The organism is Mesorhizobium sp. ES1-1 (assembly GCF_020164785.1).
Lineage (GTDB): Bacteria > Pseudomonadota > Alphaproteobacteria > Rhizobiales > Rhizobiaceae > Mesorhizobium.
Genome location: NZ_JAIUGX010000013.1, coordinates 160,862 through 177,546 on the forward strand (window position 1 = coordinate 160,862; position 16,685 = coordinate 177,546).

The 16,685-nt window shown below is 64.5% G+C and carries 18 protein-coding genes and 1 tRNA gene; 12 read left to right on the forward strand and 7 right to left on the reverse strand.

Going from position 1 to position 16,685, the window contains the following annotated elements; genetic code table 11:
* Positions 1-9: 9 nt before the first annotated feature.
* Positions 10-567 carry an HNH endonuclease gene (locus LB513_RS21665; RefSeq protein WP_113192368.1) on the forward strand — a complete coding sequence of 186 codons (558 nt, stop codon included), beginning with the start codon at positions 10-12 and terminating at the stop codon, positions 565-567.
* A gap of 164 nt (positions 568-731) precedes the next feature.
* On the opposite strand, the gene LB513_RS21670 is transcribed toward LB513_RS21665, so the two are convergent.
* Positions 732-1,250, reverse strand: coding sequence for a disulfide bond formation protein B (locus LB513_RS21670; protein WP_224665563.1), 519 nt, complete (start codon positions 1,248-1,250; stop codon positions 732-734).
* Between the two features lie 64 nt (positions 1,251-1,314).
* On the reverse strand, positions 1,315-1,908 hold the full coding sequence (locus LB513_RS21675; RefSeq protein WP_224665564.1) for a YqaA family protein: 594 nt from the start codon (positions 1,906-1,908) through the stop codon (positions 1,315-1,317).
* Positions 1,909-2,166: 258 nt separating this feature from the next.
* Here LB513_RS21675 and LB513_RS21680 point away from each other — a divergent pair.
* Positions 2,167-2,251, forward strand: a tRNA-Leu gene (locus LB513_RS21680).
* A gap of 151 nt (positions 2,252-2,402) precedes the next feature.
* Here the strand turns inward: LB513_RS21680 and LB513_RS21685 are convergent.
* Together LB513_RS21685 and secA are read right to left on the reverse strand one after the other, a co-directional pair.
* Complete coding sequence (locus tag LB513_RS21685; RefSeq protein WP_224665565.1) at positions 2,403-3,683, reverse strand: GNAT family N-acetyltransferase; 1,281 nt, start codon at positions 3,681-3,683, stop codon at positions 2,403-2,405.
* Between the two features lie 272 nt (positions 3,684-3,955).
* Positions 3,956-6,688 carry a preprotein translocase subunit SecA gene (gene secA / locus LB513_RS21690; RefSeq protein WP_224665566.1) on the reverse strand — a complete coding sequence of 911 codons (2,733 nt, stop codon included), beginning with the start codon at positions 6,686-6,688 and terminating at the stop codon, positions 3,956-3,958.
* Between the two features lie 249 nt (positions 6,689-6,937).
* Between secA and LB513_RS21695 the strand changes: the two genes are divergently transcribed.
* Positions 6,938-7,861, forward strand: a complete 924-nt coding sequence (locus LB513_RS21695; RefSeq protein WP_224665567.1) for a peptidylprolyl isomerase — start codon at positions 6,938-6,940, stop codon at positions 7,859-7,861.
* A gap of 74 nt (positions 7,862-7,935) precedes the next feature.
* Here the strand turns inward: LB513_RS21695 and LB513_RS21700 are convergent, their stop codons facing one another.
* Positions 7,936-8,535 (reverse strand): TetR/AcrR family transcriptional regulator, encoded by a 600-nt coding sequence (locus LB513_RS21700; protein ID WP_224665568.1) that lies wholly within the window; start codon positions 8,533-8,535, stop codon positions 7,936-7,938.
* 107 nt (positions 8,536-8,642) lie between these two features.
* Positions 8,643-9,869, reverse strand: a complete 1,227-nt coding sequence (locus LB513_RS21705) for a caspase domain-containing protein (RefSeq protein WP_224665569.1) — start codon at positions 9,867-9,869, stop codon at positions 8,643-8,645.
* 163 nt (positions 9,870-10,032) lie between these two features.
* Here LB513_RS21705 and argJ point away from each other — a divergent pair, with 163 nt between their 5' ends.
* The 5 genes from argJ to LB513_RS21730 all read left to right on the forward strand — a co-directional run bounded on the left by argJ (position 10,033) and on the right by LB513_RS21730 (position 13,333).
* Positions 10,033-11,274 carry a bifunctional glutamate N-acetyltransferase/amino-acid acetyltransferase ArgJ gene (gene argJ, locus LB513_RS21710; protein WP_224665570.1) on the forward strand — a complete coding sequence of 414 codons (1,242 nt, stop codon included), beginning with the start codon at positions 10,033-10,035 and terminating at the stop codon, positions 11,272-11,274.
* A 29-nt stretch (positions 11,275-11,303) separates the two neighbouring features.
* On the forward strand, positions 11,304-12,056 hold the full coding sequence (locus tag LB513_RS21715; RefSeq protein ID WP_224665571.1) for a GNAT family N-acetyltransferase: 753 nt from the start codon (positions 11,304-11,306) through the stop codon (positions 12,054-12,056).
* Positions 12,057-12,080: 24 nt separating this feature from the next.
* On the forward strand, positions 12,081-12,503 hold the full coding sequence (mutT, locus tag LB513_RS21720; RefSeq protein WP_224665572.1) for an 8-oxo-dGTP diphosphatase MutT: 423 nt from the start codon (positions 12,081-12,083) through the stop codon (positions 12,501-12,503).
* A gap of 226 nt (positions 12,504-12,729) precedes the next feature.
* Positions 12,730-13,047 (forward strand): hypothetical protein, encoded by a 318-nt coding sequence (locus LB513_RS21725; RefSeq protein ID WP_224665573.1) that lies wholly within the window; start codon positions 12,730-12,732, stop codon positions 13,045-13,047.
* A 106-nt stretch (positions 13,048-13,153) separates the two neighbouring features.
* Positions 13,154-13,333 carry a Flp family type IVb pilin gene (locus LB513_RS21730; RefSeq protein WP_224665574.1) on the forward strand — a complete coding sequence of 60 codons (180 nt, stop codon included), beginning with the start codon at positions 13,154-13,156 and terminating at the stop codon, positions 13,331-13,333.
* Positions 13,334-13,354: 21 nt separating this feature from the next.
* On the opposite strand, the gene LB513_RS21735 is transcribed toward LB513_RS21730, so the two are convergent.
* Complete coding sequence (locus LB513_RS21735) at positions 13,355-14,227, reverse strand: class I SAM-dependent methyltransferase (RefSeq protein WP_224665575.1); 873 nt, start codon at positions 14,225-14,227, stop codon at positions 13,355-13,357.
* Between the two features lie 62 nt (positions 14,228-14,289).
* Between LB513_RS21735 and LB513_RS21740 the strand changes: the two genes are divergently transcribed.
* Genes LB513_RS21740 through LB513_RS21755 form a run of 4 tightly spaced genes read left to right on the forward strand, consistent with a single transcriptional unit; the run spans position 14,290 to position 16,685 of the window.
* Positions 14,290-15,090: a ComF family protein gene (locus LB513_RS21740; RefSeq protein ID WP_224665576.1), complete on the forward strand. Its 801-nt coding sequence runs from the start codon at positions 14,290-14,292 to the stop codon at positions 15,088-15,090.
* Between the two features lie 26 nt (positions 15,091-15,116).
* Positions 15,117-15,386, forward strand: a complete 270-nt coding sequence (gene grxC / locus LB513_RS21745; RefSeq protein WP_224665577.1) for a glutaredoxin 3 — start codon at positions 15,117-15,119, stop codon at positions 15,384-15,386.
* Between the two features lie 10 nt (positions 15,387-15,396).
* Entirely contained in the window at positions 15,397-16,263 is an 867-nt protein-coding gene (locus LB513_RS21750) for a carbon-nitrogen hydrolase family protein (RefSeq protein ID WP_224665578.1), read from the forward strand.
* Complete coding sequence (locus LB513_RS21755) at positions 16,260-16,685, forward strand: DUF1178 family protein (RefSeq protein ID WP_224665579.1); 426 nt, start codon at positions 16,260-16,262, stop codon at positions 16,683-16,685. Before LB513_RS21750 ends, LB513_RS21755 begins: the two co-directional genes overlap by 4 nt.

Genomic DNA, 16,685 nt, shown 5'->3' on the forward strand with positions numbered 1-16,685 from the left:
GGTGAACACGTGACGGTTGCCGTATCTCCGGATGGGCTTCCAGCACTGGTGCTGAATGCGGACTACCGTCCGCTCAGCTACTATCCCCTTTCGCTCTGGTCCTGGCAGGATGCCATCAAGGCGGTGTTCCTCGACCGGGTGAACATCGTCGCCGAATACGAGCACGCGGTGTCGTCGCCGACCTTCTCGATGCGGCTGCCCAGCGTCGTCAGCCTGAAGGCCTATGTGAAGCCGTCGCGGCACCCGGCCTTCACCCGGTTCAACGTCTTCCTGCGGGACCGCTTCCAGTGCCAATATTGCGGCACGCCCGAGGATCTGACCTTCGACCACGTCATCCCCCGCCATCGCGGCGGCGCCACGACATGGGAAAATGTCGTCGCCGCCTGTTCGCCCTGCAACCTCAGGAAGGGCGGCATGATGCCGGCGCACGCCAAGATGTGGCCGCTGCAGAAACCCTACCAGCCGACGGTGCACGACCTGCACAACAATGGTCGCCTGTTCCCGCCGAACCATCTGCATGAGAGCTGGATGGATTATCTGTACTGGGATGTCGAGCTGGAGCCTTGAGATCGTTCGAGAATTCGGGAGGCTGTCCGTCTGAAGCAAGCGTCTGCGCTTCCGGTGCTCACGTACTGTAAGTACGCTCCGCTCCGGTTCTCGACGCTCACTTCATACGACTCATCCTGCCGAATTCTGTAAACGATCTCGCGCGCCGACGCTTTGGTGCCGGCTCAGTCCCGCGACAGCGCGCCGCGGAAGGCGACGGCGGCGAGGATGAGGCTGGCAATGGCGTTCCAGCCGGCCAGCGACAGGCCGAGGATGCGCAGCGCGGCCTTGTCGCAGGAGGGCGGCACGTATTTATCGAGCGCGTCGAGCACGCCCTTCCCGCCGGTGTCGACCGGGCCGGCGCCCGCGGTGCAGTCGGTCGGGCCGGCCCACCACTGCCATTCGACGCCGGAGTGGTAGACGCCGAGATAGAGGCCGTAGAGCATCAGCAGGCCGCCGAGCGCCAGCAGGCCGCGCGACAGCCAGGAGGGCGCACCCAGAGCCGATGCGACCACCGCCAGCACCATCAGCGGTACGCCGACATAATAGGGGGTGCGCTGTTCCAGGCAGAGGTGGCAAGGAATGTAGCCGCCTATATACTGGAAGGCGAGCGCGGAACCGACGGTCGCGGCCATGGCGACAGCAAGAAACAAGGCTGTGCGCGTCCGCTGTCGTCCGGTGTCGGCATTCATGGTCGCAGTCATTGGTCTTCCGCCTGTTAACTCGCTGCCTGCCCGCTGCCTCCTGCGGAGGCACCCTGGCCTTGGATTAGAGCGCGTATTTGATGAGGATATAGAGCAAAATCAGGGCGAGTGCTGCGGCGCCGGCGATCAGGCCAAGGCGCCTCTCGATGAACTCGCGGATCGGCTCGCCATAGCGGCGCAGCAGCCAGGCCAGCAGCAGGAAACGCCCCCCGCGCGCGACGATCGCCAGCACGATGAACAGCAGCAGATTGACGCCAAGGGCACCCGACAGGATCGTCACGACCTTGATCGGCGGCAGATGCGCGGCGCCCGATGTGATCAGCATCAGGACGATAAGCTCGATGCCGACGCCGGCCGTGGTCCGCAAATGTTCGAACTCGTCATACTTGCCGTAGAATTGCAGGATCGGCCTCGCCACGGCATCATAGGCGTAGTGGCCGATGAACCATCCGGCGATGCCGCCGAGCACCGAGGCCACGGTGGCGATCAGCGCGTAGCGATAGGCGCGATCGGGCCGCGACAGCGCCATCGGCAGATAGAGCACGTCGGCCGGCACAAGGAAGACGGAGCTTTCGACGAACGCGATGAAGGCCAGCCACCATTCGGCGGATTTGCGCGCCGCCAGCGACAGCGTCCAGTCATAGAGTCCGCGAAGCATAGGCACTCCTCACGCATGTCGCCAAAGCGCGCCGTGTCCGGCCGACGGCGAAAACGCAGACCCCGGCGTGCCGTCGGTCCGACCGCCCGCCCAAGCCCCTTGATGCGCCGCCTGTCTAGAAACATTTTCCGGGCCGCACAATGGCAGCGCCGCACGAATTGGAAAAGGTGAGGTTTGGTCGCGGGGCTGAGAAAATGGCCAGTTGACGAACCGGCCTCCGACCGTATAGTCCCGCGCCATCCAGGCCACCCGGCCCGGGCCCCTATGGCGGAATTGGTAGACGCGCTCGACTCAAAATCGAGTTCCGCAAGGAGTGCTGGTTCGATCCCGGCTAGGGGCACCACGGTCTTTCTCGCGCCACTGGCACTGAAATCCCGCCTACCGAACTCCGTCGACTATCAGTCAGGCCTCAAACGCCGATTGCCGGTCATCGAGCACCCGCGCTCGCAGAAGTTTCGGCAAGGATAGAATGGCCGCGAGCAGTCTTAGGTGCGCTACCGCCTCTTAAGCAAGCTCTTCATGCGGTCGCGAAGCAGGCGGGCCATGTTGCGGGTCTCGCGGTAGAGATGCAGCTGCGACGCGGCCTGGCGGGTGAGACGGTCGGCATCCGGCTGCAGGCCGATGACGAGGGTTCCCATCGGCTTGCGCTCGCTCCACAGCCGGCTCATCACCGGATGGTCGGGCACCGCGCAGGAATCGGTTATCATGATGTTGGGATCGTCCAGGTGCTGCTTGGTCACTTCGATCATCAGCAGCGTGCCGGGCGAATAGGCCGACAGCGTCTCGTCATAGGCGGTCTTCCAGGTGTAGGCGACGCCGCTTTCGACGAAGACGATCAGGCAGGCTATGGTGCGGCCGTCGAGCGTCAGCGAATGGATGCGGCACATGTCCTGTTCGGCCAGCCGGTGCACGGCCTCGCGGGCGAAGGCGGCGCGGTAGCGGTCGATCGCCATGGCCGTGCGCTCGCGTCCTTTCCAGCCCGCTGCTTCCAGCGTCAGGAAACTCTCGATCGCATGGCGGATCTCGTCTTGACCGCGGGCCACGACATGCTCAAGCGCGCCGAGATCCGCAAGGCGCCGCTTCAGGCGGCGGAACTCGCGATAATGGTGCGAGCGCAGCGAGGCCTTCAAATAATCGTCGCCGTCGAGCCCGCTCTCCAGCGCCGGGCGCAGGGTTTGCCCGGTGGTGACCAGCGTCAGGCCGCGCGTCTCGGCCACGGTGGCGAACAGGCTGGCAGCCGGACCGTCGAGCCTTATGTCGGGCAGGACGAACACTCTCGGCAGCTTGAGGTGCGGCCGCGACAGCATGGAGAAGAAGTCCTCGACGACGCCGACCGGATCGTCGCGGTCGACCAGGGGCGTGCCAAGCGGTCCGAAGGGACTTGACCATGTGCGCATGACCGGCACGCCGAGCGGCATAACCGGGCGTTCGACCGAGAACGGCACCAGCAGGCGCAGCCGGTTGCGGTATTCGCTGCCGTCGCGGATCACGGCCAGCTGAACCTCGCGATCTTCCAGCCGGGGCATTGCAGGCGCCAGGAAGCGCGGATTGAAGAAGACGTTCGGTTCGATCGTGCGGGTGCACAGATAATCCAGTTCCTCGACCAGGTCGAAACCGGCCGATGCCGGATAGATGGCCAGCTTGCGCTCCGGGCGGTTGTTGGCGAGGATCTCGATATGGGCCGGGTCGGCATCGCGCGCCAGCCCGGCAAGCCCCGACACCATGGCGCCGGCGGTACCGCCGCTGGTTTCCTCAAGCAACGGGACGGCGGCCATTACGCGGCTCCCTTGGCTGCTACGGAGATGGGCATGACGATGCCGAGGCGCAGCGCCAAGCGCTGCGGCAGGTAACGCCCGGCAATCGTCGCCGCGGAAAAGCGCACCCGATACTCTCCGTTTTCCGCCTCTTTTTCAGGGGTTGGTGTAACGGAGACACCTTAAGAAAACGTGGGCGGGAGGGCGCTCGGCCCTCAGCCAGCCTGACAGGACCCGTAACCGGCTGCGGTTGAAAATTGGCGACCTGTTAAAACGCCCTGGCGGCCCGTCCCTTAGACGAACGCGCCGTGGCAGTGCTTGTACTTCTTGCCGGAGCCGCAGGGGCAGGCTTCGTTGCGGCCGACCTTGCCCCAGGTGCTGGGGTCGTTGGGATCGCGGTCCTCGGGAGCGACGATAGCAGCCGCATCGGGGCGCACGAGAAGGGCTGTCTCGCCGCCCTCGAAATCGTTCTCGCCGGTGGTGCCGTCAATATGGGTGCCGAACATGTCGGGCGCTTCCGGGGGCGGAGCTTCGGCGGCCTGACGGACCAGTTCGACGCGCATCAGCTGCGCGGTGACGGCCTGACGCAGATTGCCCAGCATCGCCTGGAACAGCTCGAATGCCTCGCTCTTGTACTCTTGCAGCGGGTCGCGCTGGGCGTAGCCACGGAAGCCGACGACCGAGCGCAGATGGTCGAGGTTGACGATGTGCTCGCGCCAGAGATGGTCGAGCGACTGCAGCACCACCGAACGTTCGACATAGGTCATCACTTCGGGGCCGAAGCGCTCGGCGCGTTCCTTGGCGGCGGCATCGGCCGCCTGCGTGATGCGTTCGCGGATATCGTCTTCGGCGATGCCCTCTTCCTTGGCCCAATCCTCGACCGGCAGGTCAAGATTGAGGAACTCGGCGACGTCGGCCTTCAGCCCGGCGACATTCCACTGCTCGGCATAGGCGTTTTCGGGGATCGCCTTGGCGACGATCTCGTCGATGACGCCCTCGCGCATCTCGGCGATGGTCTCCGAGAGGCCTTCACCGTCCATCAGTTCGATGCGCTGCTCGAAAACCACCTTGCGCTGGTCGTTGGAGACGTCGTCATATTTCAGCAAATTCTTGCGGATGTCGAAGTTGCGCGCCTCGACCTTCTTCTGCGCCTTTTCCAGCGCCTTGTTGATCCAGGGATGGATGATCGCCTCGTCTTCCTTGAGGCCGAGCTTCTGCAGCATGCCGTCCATGCGCTCGGAGCCGAAGATGCGCATCAGATCGTCCTGCAGCGACAGGAAGAATTTCGAGCGGCCGGGATCGCCCTGGCGGCCGGAGCGGCCGCGCAACTGGTTGTCGATGCGGCGTGATTCATGGCGCTCGGTGGCGAGCACGTAGAGGCCGCCGGCCGCCAGCGCTTTTTCCTTCAGGCGCTCGATGTCGGCATGGATTTCCTTTTCGCGCGCCTCGCGCTCGGGTCCGGCCGGCATGTCGCCGAGCTCCTCCTCGATGCGCATCTCGGCGTTGCCGCCGAGCTTGATGTCGGTGCCGCGGCCGGCCATGTTGGTGGCGATGGTGATGGCGCCGGGCTTGCCGGCCTGAGCGACGATCGCCGCTTCACGCTCGTGGTGGCGGGCGTTCAGCACCTCGAAATCGGTGAAGCCTTCCTTGCGCAGGCGCTCGGCCAACTGCTCGGATTTCTCGATCGACGTCGTGCCGACCAGCGTCGGCTGGCCCTTGGCGCTGGCTTCGCGGATCTCCCGGACGATCGCCTTGTATTTCTCCTCCACGGTCCGGTAGACCTCGTCATCCTCATCCTTGCGGATGACCGGCAGATTGGTCGGGATTTCGGTCACGTCGAGATTGTAGATGTTGGCGAATTCCTCGGCCTCGGTCAGCGCCGTGCCGGTCATGCCGGACAGTTTCTTGTAGAGGCGGAAGTAATTCTGGAAGGTGACGGAGGCCAGCGTCTGGTTCTCCGGCTGGATCGCCACATGCTCCTTGGCTTCCAGCGCCTGGTGCAGGCCTTCCGAATAGCGGCGGCCCGGCATCATGCGGCCGGTGAACTCGTCGATGATGACGATCTCGCCGTTGCGGACGATGTAGTCCTTGTCCTTCTGGAACAGGCGGTGCGCCTTCAGCGCGTTGTTGACGTGATGGACGATGGCGACGTTCTCGACATCATAGAGCGATTCCCCCTTCAGCAGGCCGGCCTCGCGCAGCAGGTTCTCCAGCTTTTCGGTGCCTTCCTCGGTGAAGATCGATGTCTTCTGCTTCTCGTCGATCTCGTAGTCCTGCGGCTGCAGCTGGATGATGAAGGTGTCGATGGTGTTGTACATTTCCGAGCGGTCCTCGAGCGGACCGGAAATGATCAGCGGCGTGCGCGCCTCGTCGACCAGGATGGAGTCGACCTCGTCGACGATCGCGTAATTGTGACCGCGCTGCACCATCTGGGCGCGCTCGTATTTCATGTTGTCGCGCAGATAGTCGAAGCCGAGTTCGTTGTTGGTGGCGTAGGTGACGTCGGCGGCGTAGGCGGCGGCGCGCTCCTCATCCGACAGGCCGTGGACGATGACGCCGACCGAAAGGCCGAGAAACTTGTAGACGCGACCCATCCATTCGGAGTCGCGTGTGGCGAGATAGTCGTTGACGGTGACGACGTGGACGCCCTTGCCTGCCAGCGCGTTGAGATAGACGGGCAGCGTCGCGACCAGGGTCTTGCCTTCACCGGTGCGCATCTCGGCGATGCCGCCATTGTGCAGCACCATGCCGCCGATGAGCTGTACGTCGAACGGGCGCATGCCGAGCACGCGGCGCGCGGCTTCGCGGACGGTGGCGAAGGCCGGGACCAGCAGGTCGTCCAGGCTGGCGCCGTTGGCGATGTCCTGGCGAAATTTCGCGGTTCGGCCCACCAGCGCCTCGTCGGACAGCGCCCGCATCTCGTTTTCCATGGCATTGATCGCCTCGACGCGGGGCCGTGTCGATTTGACCCGGCGGTCGTTTGAGGAACCGAAAACCTTACGGGCGAGACCGCCGAGACTGACCATCCAATGGTCCTTTCGATAGAATTCTCATCTTGAGATGGGCGCCGGCCGGCCCCATCACTTCCACGTGAATGTGGACAAACACAAAAAGCGCCCGGAAAACGGTTCTGGACGCAAAGTCGTTGGACAGATAAGAGGGGGCTCAACTGATGTCAACGCCGTGCTGGCCCTGCCAGTCGCGCCAAATTCCGCCACAATCTGGCTGATCTGGAAGCCACCCCGCTCTCACAATCCTCCACCGGAGTCATCTTCATGTCCTTATCGTTCCGCCGCGCGTCGCTCGCCAGCCTTGGCCTGGCATTCGGCCTGTCGGCCTTTTGCCTTTCGCCGGTTGTTGCGCAGGAAACCGCCCCCGCGGCCGCGCCGGCCGAGGCGACTCCGCCTGCCGCAGCGAAGGTAGACCCGAACGCGGTGGTCGCCACGATCAACGGCCAGCCCCTGACCGAGGCCGACCTGGTTCTCGCCGAAGGCGAGCTGTCGCAGCAATTCGCGCAGCTGCCGCCCGAGCAGCGCCGCGCAGCCGCACTTTCGGCGGCGATCGAAATCCGCGTCATGGCCGCCCAGGCCGTCACCACGGGTCTCGATAAGGACCCGGACTTCCAGCGCCGCATGGCCTTCCTGCAGCAGCGCGCTCTGCATGGCGAGATGGTGGAGAAGGGCGTCGTCGACAAGGTCACCGACGCCGAGGTTCGCGCCCGCTACGACCAGGAAATCGCCAACACGCCGCCTACCAATGAGGTGCATGCCCGTCACATCCTCGTGAAGACGAAGGAAGAGGCCGAGGCCATCATCAAGCAGCTCGACGGCGGCGCGGACTTCCAGAAGCTCGCCAACGAACACACCAGCGATCCCTCGGGCAAGACAAGCGGCGGCGATCTCGGCTGGTTCGGACCTGGCCAGATGGTGCCCGAGTTCGACAAGGCCGCCTTCGCGCTGGACGTCGGCAAGTACACCGAGCAGCCGGTACAGTCGCAGTTCGGCTGGCACGTCATCAAGCTCGAGGACAAGCGTACGAAGCAGCCGCCGGCCTTCGAGGATGTCAAGGACCAGGCCAAGCAGGCCGTCATCCGCGACAAGTATTTCGCGCTGGTCAAGTCGCTGCGTTCGGCCGCCAAGGTCGAAATTCCGGATGCGAATTTGAAGAAGGCGGTCGACACGCTGGAAAGCGCCAAGTAAGCCTCGACCAATCGGGACAAGGGCGCGGCAGCCAAGGGTTGCCGCGCCCTTCTTTTTGCCGGCGCGTGGAGTGGCTAATTGCCGGGCGCCGCGATGCCTCTCAGCACATAGCCAACTGCCTTGCGTATCGACTGCTCGTCTTGGTCCAGCCGGTTGGTCAACAGGTGCCTCCAGGCGTAGGAGGAGATCAGGTCGGCGACCGGCGCTGAATCCACTCCCTCCGCGACCTCGCCCCTTTGCCTGGCACGTTCGACGATCTGGACGGTATGGGACGGCCTGCCCAGCGCGTACTCGGCAAGCGCCGCAGACGCGGTCTCGTCCGACTGCGCCTCCGCGATCAGCGACCGAAAGATGCTGCCCGACGATGTCTCACGCCAATGCTTGAACAGGTTCTGCAGGAAGCCGACGAGATCCTCTTCCAGCCGTCCGGTGTCGGGAATGTCGACGCGCTTCTGGCGCTTATAGACTTCGAGCAGCAATGCCGCCTTGCTTGGCCACCAGCGGTAGATGGTCGGTTTTCCAGCACGCGCCCGCCGCGCCACGGCCTCGATCGAGAAGCCGGAATAGCCGGCTTCGACCAGGACCGCCTCTGCGGCTTCGAGAATGGCGCCAGCGCTATCGGGGTTGCGGCGTGCGCCGATCGATCTGCGCGCCGGATCGGCGTCCTCGGCCATTCTGTCATCCTCGCAAACAATCCATCTCATCATAGGCGAGGCCGGACTGAAACGAAACGCCCCGTTTCACCGCATCCAAGTTTATGACGGTCTGACCCCTGACAATGTCACTGGATCGCCTGCGAGGTTTCGGATTCGATGCGCCAATCCTCCCCTGCCTTGACCAGTCCGAGGGTCACACGTGCCTTGCCGGTCAGCCGCGCCGCGGCCTTGTCGGTCGGCACATAGTCATAGCGCATGGCAAAGACGGCGTCGGCACGGCCCTCGCCACGAGGGGTGATCTCCAGGCTGCCGGGCACCAGGCCCAACGACCAAGAAGCCCATTGCGCGAACCAGTCGGTCTTGAGCTTGATGATGGCATCGGCGTCGTAGCGTGTGCCGAAGATGGTGGCTGACGGGCCGTAAAGCCGCTTGACGGTTTCGGTCATCGCCTTGGTGTCGGGCGTCAGATAGTCCTGCCGCAGGAATTGTTCGATCGTTCCCTTGTCGTCGCCCACGGACCGTTCGAGCGCCGCGGTCCGGGAGACCGGCTCGGGCGCGGTCACCGCCTTGGAGGGGGCGGGAGTGCCGTCCGGCACGAACTCGAAGCGTTCGAGCAGCGAGCCCTGCTCCCACGGACGCTGGGCCTCGCGTGTCTGAGAAACAACGTCACGGCGCACCGCGATCATCAGGTCGTTGATGCTCTGGCCGGGTTCGGCGATGTGACGCAGCAGGGCAGCGGCGAAAGGCGAGTTGCGCCCGGTTCCATCCATGGCGACCGCTCCAGGGGCGGTCGAGAAAGCGATGAAGGAGCCGCGTGTCGAATCGAACTGCGCCAGCCCTGCCAGGGCCGTCGCCGAACGGGTGGTGGCGGCACGGCTCAAGCTGCGGGCGAACGGGTTGTTGCGGCAGGCGTCGAGAAACACGAGGCTGACCGTGGTCTGCTGTTCCATGATGTCGAGAACCTCGTCGATCGGCACGGCTTCGAGCCGCAGCTTCACCGGCATGTCCAGCCTGGCGTCGACCGGAACGATATAGTTGCGACCGTCGACCTGCAGGCCGTGGCCGGCATAGTAGAACAGCCCGACGCTGGCACCTTCTAGCGCATCGGAGAACTCGCCGATGCCGCGCTCGAGTTCGCGCTTGCCGAGATCGTTGCCTTCGATGACCTCGAAACCGATGGAACGCAGCTTGTCGGCAATGTCGAGCGCGTCATTGACCGGGTTGGCCAGCGTGCCGGCTTCGGCATAGGTGCCGTTGCCGATCACCAACGCCACGCGCCGTTGCGGCTGGGCGTCCGCGCCCAGCAGCAACAGTCCCATAAACGCCAATGCGAGGATCCCAAGCCTGCCCATCAAGCGGGATCATAACGCGATAAGACCTCGCCACGCCAACAGATTTGAAACGCAAGCTTAATCGCGGCTGGGTCCGCCCGCGCGGGCGACGATACGCCCTTGCGCACGCGCGGCGTATGAGGCAAACCGGCCTTCCCTTGCGATTGTTGCCGCCCGAGGTCCCATGTCCACGACGATTTCGCCGCTCGCGCCGAAGAAATACCCCAAGATGCCTTCCATCGAGGGCGTGCGCATCGCCACCGCCGAGGCGGGCATCAAATACAAGAATCGCACCGACCTGCTGGCCATGGTCTTCGATGCCGGCACGACGGTGGCCGGCGTGTTCACCAAGTCGAAATGCCCGTCGGCGCCGGTCGATTTCTGCCGGCAGAATCTCGCTGCCGGCAAGGCGCGCGTGCTGGTCGTCAATTCCGGCAACGCCAACGCCTTCACCGGCAGGAAGGGCCGCGAGGCCACCGGGCTGACGGGTGAAGCGGCGGCCAAGGCGGCCGGCTGCACTTCCGCAGAGGTGTTCCTAGCCTCGACCGGTGTCATCGGCGAGCCGCTCGACACCGGCAAGTTCGCTCATCTGCTCAAGGGGCTGGTCAGCAATGGCAAGCCGGATCTGTGGACCGAGGCGGCGAAGGCCATCATGACGACGGACACCTATCCGAAAGTGGCGACCGCAACCATCAAGCTGGGCGACACCGACGTCACGATCAACGGCATCGCCAAGGGCGCGGGCATGATCGCACCGGACATGGCGACGATGCTGTCCTTCATCGCCACCGATGCGCCGATCGCAGCGCCCGTGCTGCAGGATCTGTTGTCGCGCGGCACGGCCAAGACCTTCAACGCGGTGACGGTCGACAGCGACACTTCAACCAGCGACACATTGCTGATCTTCGCCACGGGCAAGGCCGCCGGGCGCGGTGCGCCGACGATTGATGACCCCAGGGACGCGCGCCTCGGGGCGTTTCGCCGGGCGCTCGGCAAGGTGCTGAAATCCCTCGCGCTGCAAGTGGTGCGTGACGGCGAGGGCGCCCGCAAGCAGGTCGAGGTCACAGTTACCGGCGCCAAGTCGGCGCGGTCGGCCAAGCGGATCGCGTTGTCGATCGCCAATTCGCCGCTGGTCAAGACCGCGGTTGCCGGCGAGGACGCCAATTGGGGTCGCGTCGTCATGGCCGTCGGCAAGGCCGGCGAGCCTGCCGACCGCGACCGGCTGTCGATCTGGTTCGGCGACAACAGGCTGGCGCATGAGGGCGAGCGCGACCCCGGCTATTCCGAGGAGGCGACGTCGGCCTATATGAAGCGCGACGAAATCCGCATCCGCGCCGATATCGGCATCGGTCGCGGCAAGGCGACGGTGTGGACCTGCGACCTCACCAAGGAATATGTCGCCATCAACGGCGACTATCGGAGCTGACGGCTTTGCCCTCCAGGCATCCGGCCAGCATGCTGGCGACCGTGCGCCGCTACGAGGCGGCCGGTTTCCGCGCCTGGCCAGCGGCGGCCGTCCATTATGACGGAACCTGGGTGGTGCGGCTGACCGCCGGCCATCCGGCCAAGCGGCTGAACTCGGTCAACCCGCTCGATCCGGGCGATATCCAGCACATCGCCGACCGCATCGGCCGCGCCAGCCGTCGTTTCGATGCTTATGGCCGGCCGCTCACATTCCGCATGTCGCCGTTGTCGGGGCCCGATCTGGCCAGTCATCTCGACAAGGAGGGCTGGAGCCGGTTCGACGAATCGCTCGTCATGCGGCTGCCGCTTGCCGATGCGCGGCTGGATGGCGCCATGGACCAGATTCCGCTGAAGGATATCAGCCGCTTCATCGGTGCGGCGCTGAAGGTCAGCGGCTCCGACGTCTCGTTGCGGCCCGGACTTTCGGAAATCATCGGCGCCATCCAGCCGGAGGCGGGGCTGTTCGCGCTCGAAGAGGGAGCCGAGCCGCTGGCGACGCTGATCTGCGTGCATGATGGCGACCTTGCCGGCCTGTTCGAGGTCGCTACCCATAGGTCGGCGCGCAACAGGGGCCACGGCCGCAACCTGATCCTGTCGGCGTTGAAATGGGCGCGCTTGCGTGGCGCGCGGGAAGCCTGGCTGCAGGTCGAAGCCGACAACGTCCCGGCGCTGGCGCTTTACCGTTCCCTCGGCTTCGACGAAGTCTATCGCTATCACTACCGTCGGCCGCCAGAACATGGGTGAAAGTTGGCATGGGCGAAGACCGGCATGAATGATGTCACGATCGCCGGCAAACGCCTGCTTCTGGTCGCGGCCTGCGCGCTTATCGATGCCGATGGCCGGGTGTTGCTGGCACAGCGGCCCGAGGGCAAGCAACTTGCCGGCCTGTGGGAATTCCCCGGCGGCAAGGTCGAGCCCGGCGAAACACCTGAACAATGCATCATCCGCGAGTTGCAGGAGGAAATCGGCATCGAAACCGACATGCCCTGCCTCGCGCCGCTGACCTTCGCCAGCCATTCCTATGATGATTTCCATTTGCTGATGCCATTGTACGTCTGCCGCCGCTTCCGGGGCATCGCGCGGCCAAGGGAAGGGCAGGCGTTGAAATGGGTGCGGCCAAAGCAGATGCGAGACTATCCGATGCCGCCGGCCGACGCGCCTTTGATTCCGTTCCTCATCGATCTTCTCTGAGAGCTCTCACGGCGCGACAGGGGCGTTACGCTGATGACGGCCTGAACGGCATCGTTAATGGATGATTTATCTTGCCGTGAAAGATTGAGGCAAGTCGCTGCGTGCCGCCGATTCGCCAAGACTTTCACCGGTCGAGGAAACGGCGAGCCGCTCCGCCTCTTTGTTTGAGGAATCCGGTTGGAAACCGCCTCCGATTGTTCGCGGAATTGATCCAGGGGACCATGGCATGAGCCTAGACAGGGATTGGGATTCCATCCGGCCGGACCGCGGTTTGCGCGCAGCGGAAGCGGGCATGGGCCTGTTGCGGATCACACTGCTGTTCGGTTCGGCCATCGTCGCACTGGCATTGGTCGCCGCGACCTTGCTAGACAGTGAAACGCGTTCGCTGTTGTCGGCCCGCGATGATGCCGCGGGGCTCGACATGGCCGCCACCGGCTCGATCGATCATCGCGTCACCTATACGGTGCGACGCAGCGTTCTGCAGTCACTACCCGGTTCAGTCTGCATCATAAGGTCGGATGGCACGAGCAGCGGCGACTGCTGAGACCTCAACGCTTCTTCTGAAACGTGGTTTCACCGGCTGTTAAGCCTGTGCCGTTAACGTTTCTTAACAGGTAGACGTTAGGGTTCCGGCAAGAGGGGCCCAACTCATGACACCAGTGCTGCTGCGCTTTCTGAAAAACGACAACGGAGCGACGGCGGTCGAATATTGCCTGATCCTCACCGTGCTGTCGCTGGCGATCGTGGGCGGCGTCAGCCAGGCCTTTAATGCCGTCAATTGGCTGTTGAGCGACGATAGCCACAAGCTGTCAGACGCGTTCGCGCGCTGACGGGGCTCGCTTCGCAAGCGATCATTCGCCTTTGGGCGCTTCCAGTATCTTCTTGAGCGAGACAGTGGCCGAGCCGGGCTTCAGCGGCTTTTGCTGCGAGACGTCCGGTGCCCAGCCCGACATCCAGACAATCGAAAAACTTGCCCTTACCCGGCCGTCCGGGTCGGAAAATCGTTCCGCATAGATCTCCGCCGCGCGGGCAAGGAAGCTCCGCACCGCCGGCCGCCTGCTGCGATCGACGAGTGCGCTGGTCTCGCCCATGGCGCTAAGATCCGCCATCAGGCCAAACATGCTCTCATAACGGACCGTCACGGTCTCGACATCGGCGACAGGCAGGGCGAGGCCGGCCCGTTGCAGCAGCGCGCCGGCGTCGCGCACGTCGGTGAACGGAGCGACACGCGGACTGGCGCCGCCATGAAGCTCGGTCTCCGCAGTAATGAGGCTCTCGCGCAACTCGGCAAGCGTGCCGGCGCCGGCGAAGGCGCCAAGGAAAAGTCCGTCGGGCCGCAACGCGCGGCGGACCTGGACCAGCATGCCGGGAATGTCGTTCATGGCCTGCATCGATAGCAGCGAGACCGCCAGATCAAGGCTTTCCGGATCGAAGGGCACGGTCTCCAACGGTGCCACGAGGCCGGAGGCGCCATTCAGGAAAGCAGCGTGCGCCTCGACCCGGACGATGTCGGCGACTTTGCCGCTCGCTTCGAGCACCTCGGCCGCGGCCGGCGTCTGGCAAAACAGCGCCGCCGCCCTGCCGAAGCTTCGCCCGACGGCGCCCAGCCGGTCGGCCAGGTCTTCGGCGGCGCGGCGCATCAGGAAATCGGCTCCGTCGGCTGGATGGGCGAGGGCGCGCCGCTTGCGCGCCAGCCAGAGAGAACTATCCACTATGGGCTGCAAACCGGGGTTCCTTGCTTGGCTAGGCGCCGATGTGATTGATATGGTCACCAGGAACCAATCACGTGGCCGATCCGATGCCCAAGATCAAGCCCATCGAGATCCGGAGCCTGGCCCGATCAGCCCTGGCTTGGCCGGCGCGCATTCTGTTTCCGCCGGTTTGCTCCGGTTGCCGCCGGCTTGTCTCGCGGCCAGGCGTGCTGTGCGGAGCGTGCTGGCCGAAGCTGCGGCTGCTGGAACGGCCCTGGTGCCCGGTCATGGGCACGCCATTCACTCACAATATGGGCGACGGTTTTCTCTCCGCCGAGGCGATTGCCGACCCGCCGCCCTTCGAGCGGGCTCGGGCCGCCGTCGCCTATTCCGGGGTTGCCCGCCAGATGGTGCAGGGGCTCAAATACCAGGATCGGACCGATCTCGCGCCATGGATGGCGGGCTGGATGGTGCGGGCCGGCGCAGATCTCATCGCCGAGGCGGATGTGGTGGTGCCGGTGCCGCTCCACTGGCGGCGTTTCTTCAGGCGGCGCTTCAACCAGTCGGCGGAACTGGCGAGAGCCGTGGCGCTGCTCAGCGACCTGCCCTTCGCGCCCTCGGCGGTGCGCCGCGTCAAGCTCACGCGCCAGCAGGTCGGGCTGGAGCGTGCGGAACGCGAAGAGAATGTGCGAGCCGCCTTTCGCGTGCCGGCGGAGGCCGAAATCGAGATTGCCGGCCGCAGGGTCCTGCTGATCGACGATGTCTACACCACGGGCGCCACAGTGCGCGCCGCAACGAAAGCATTGAAAAGAGGTGGCGCCGCCGCCGTCGATGTGCTGACCTTCGCGCGTGTGTTGCCGGGGGACTTTCGGGCGGACGAGTCCGCGACTATATAAGTCGGCAACGAACAACGGAATTCGTCATGGTCGACGTTACAATCTACACAAGAATGATGTGCGGCTACTGCGTTGCGGCCAAGCGGCTGCTTGAACGCAAAGGCGTCGCCTATACCGAGCACGATGCGTCCTTCTCCCCCGAGCTGCGCCAGGAGATGATCTCGCGCGCGCATGGCCGTACGACCTTTCCGCAGATTTTCATCGGCGACACGCATGTCGGAGGCTGCGACGATCTCCACGAGTTGGAGGCCGATGGCAGGCTCGACAGGCTGCTTGCCAATGGCGCGGCGATTTGAGGATATGACCATGGGTGTTTTCAGGGCCGCCGCGATCCAGATGCGTTCAGGTGAAAGCCCCGAGCGCAATGCAGCGGATTTCGAACGGCTTGTGCGCGAGGCCGCGTTGCGCGGTGCCACCTACATCCAGACCCCTGAGATGACCGGGGCGCTGATCCGCGACAAGCAGGCGCGCGCCGCTTCCTTCACCTCCGAGGACAAGGACATCATCGTCTCCGCCGCGCGGATGCTGGCAAAGGAGCTTGGCGTGTTCGTGCATGTCGGCTCGACCGCCATCCTGCGCGCCGACGGCAAGCTGGCCAACCGGGCGCTGCTGTTCGGGCCGGATGGCGGCACGATTGCAACCTACGACAAGATTCATATGTTCGACGTCGATCTCGACAATGGCGAGAGCTGGCGTGAATCGGCCGCCTATGAACCCGGCACCGAGGCCGTTGTAGCCGACCTCGACGGCACAAAACTGGGGTTGGCGGTCTGCTACGATTTGCGATTCCCGCAACTGTTCCGTGCCGAGGCGATGGCTGGGGCGGAAGTGTTGAGCGTTCCCGCCGCCTTCACCCGCCAGACCGGCGAGGCGCACTGGCATGTTCTCCTCAGGGCACGCGCCATCGAGAACGGCGCCTATGTGGTGGCCGCGGCGCAAGGCGGCCTGCATGAGGATGGGCGAGAAACCTATGGCCATTCGCTGATCGTCGATCCGTGGGGACGAGTCATCGCCGAAGCAGCGCATGACGAGCCGGCGGTCATCGTCGCCGAGATCGATCCGGGGCAGTCAAGCGCCGCGCGCAAGAAAATACCCAACCTCAGGAATGCCCGGGATTTCACCGTCAGTTCCGGCGTGGACGCGGCGCCGCTGCTGCGGGGTGCGGCGTCTTGATCCGCTTTTCTCTGATCTGCGAGCACGAGCACGAATTCGAAGGCTGGTTCCGCGGTAACGACGATTTCGATACCCAGAAGAAGCGCGGCTTCGTCGATTGCCCGCTTTGCGGTTCGCACAAGGTCGAGAAGGCCCTGATGGCGCCTGCCGTCTCCACGGCGCGCAAGCAGGAAACGATCGCGCTCGCCATGGGCGAGGCGCAGAAGCAGGCCCTGGCCCAGATGAAGGCGATGGCCGAGAAAGTGCGCCAGAATGCCGACTATGTCGGCGACAGGTTCGCCGAGGAAGCGCGCAAGATCCACTTCGGCGAAAGCGATGTGCGCGGCATCTACGGTGAGGCGACGATCGAGGAGGCGAGGAGCCTCGCCGACGATGGCATCGAATTCATGCCCATCCCGGTATTCCCCGACGATCGCAACTGA

Bases quoted from the DNA above. Each gene is read 5' to 3' on its own strand.
- LB513_RS21750 (WP_224665578.1), top strand. From the start codon at position 15,397: ATGGGTGTTTTCAGGGCCGCCGCGATCCAGATGCGTTCAGGTGAAAGC.
- LB513_RS21725 (WP_224665573.1), top strand. From the start codon at position 12,730: ATGAGCCTAGACAGGGATTGGGATTCCATCCGGCCGGACCGCGGTTTG.
- LB513_RS21695 (WP_224665567.1), top strand. From the start codon at position 6,938: ATGTCCTTATCGTTCCGCCGCGCGTCGCTCGCCAGCCTTGGCCTGGCA.
- LB513_RS21705 (WP_224665569.1), bottom strand. From the start codon at position 9,869: ATGGGCAGGCTTGGGATCCTCGCATTGGCGTTTATGGGACTGTTGCTG.
- LB513_RS21715 (WP_224665571.1), top strand. From the start codon at position 11,304: ATGCTGGCGACCGTGCGCCGCTACGAGGCGGCCGGTTTCCGCGCCTGG.
- LB513_RS21700 (WP_224665568.1), bottom strand. From the start codon at position 8,535: ATGGCCGAGGACGCCGATCCGGCGCGCAGATCGATCGGCGCACGCCGC.
- secA (WP_224665566.1), bottom strand. From the start codon at position 6,688: ATGGTCAGTCTCGGCGGTCTCGCCCGTAAGGTTTTCGGTTCCTCAAAC.
- LB513_RS21730 (WP_224665574.1), top strand. From the start codon at position 13,154: ATGACACCAGTGCTGCTGCGCTTTCTGAAAAACGACAACGGAGCGACG.
- LB513_RS21685 (WP_224665565.1), bottom strand. From the start codon at position 3,683: ATGGCCGCCGTCCCGTTGCTTGAGGAAACCAGCGGCGGTACCGCCGGC.
- LB513_RS21670 (WP_224665563.1), bottom strand. From the start codon at position 1,250: ATGACTGCGACCATGAATGCCGACACCGGACGACAGCGGACGCGCACA.
- argJ (WP_224665570.1), top strand. From the start codon at position 10,033: ATGTCCACGACGATTTCGCCGCTCGCGCCGAAGAAATACCCCAAGATG.
- grxC (WP_224665577.1), top strand. From the start codon at position 15,117: ATGGTCGACGTTACAATCTACACAAGAATGATGTGCGGCTACTGCGTT.
- LB513_RS21675 (WP_224665564.1), bottom strand. From the start codon at position 1,908: ATGCTTCGCGGACTCTATGACTGGACGCTGTCGCTGGCGGCGCGCAAA.
- mutT (WP_224665572.1), top strand. From the start codon at position 12,081: ATGAATGATGTCACGATCGCCGGCAAACGCCTGCTTCTGGTCGCGGCC.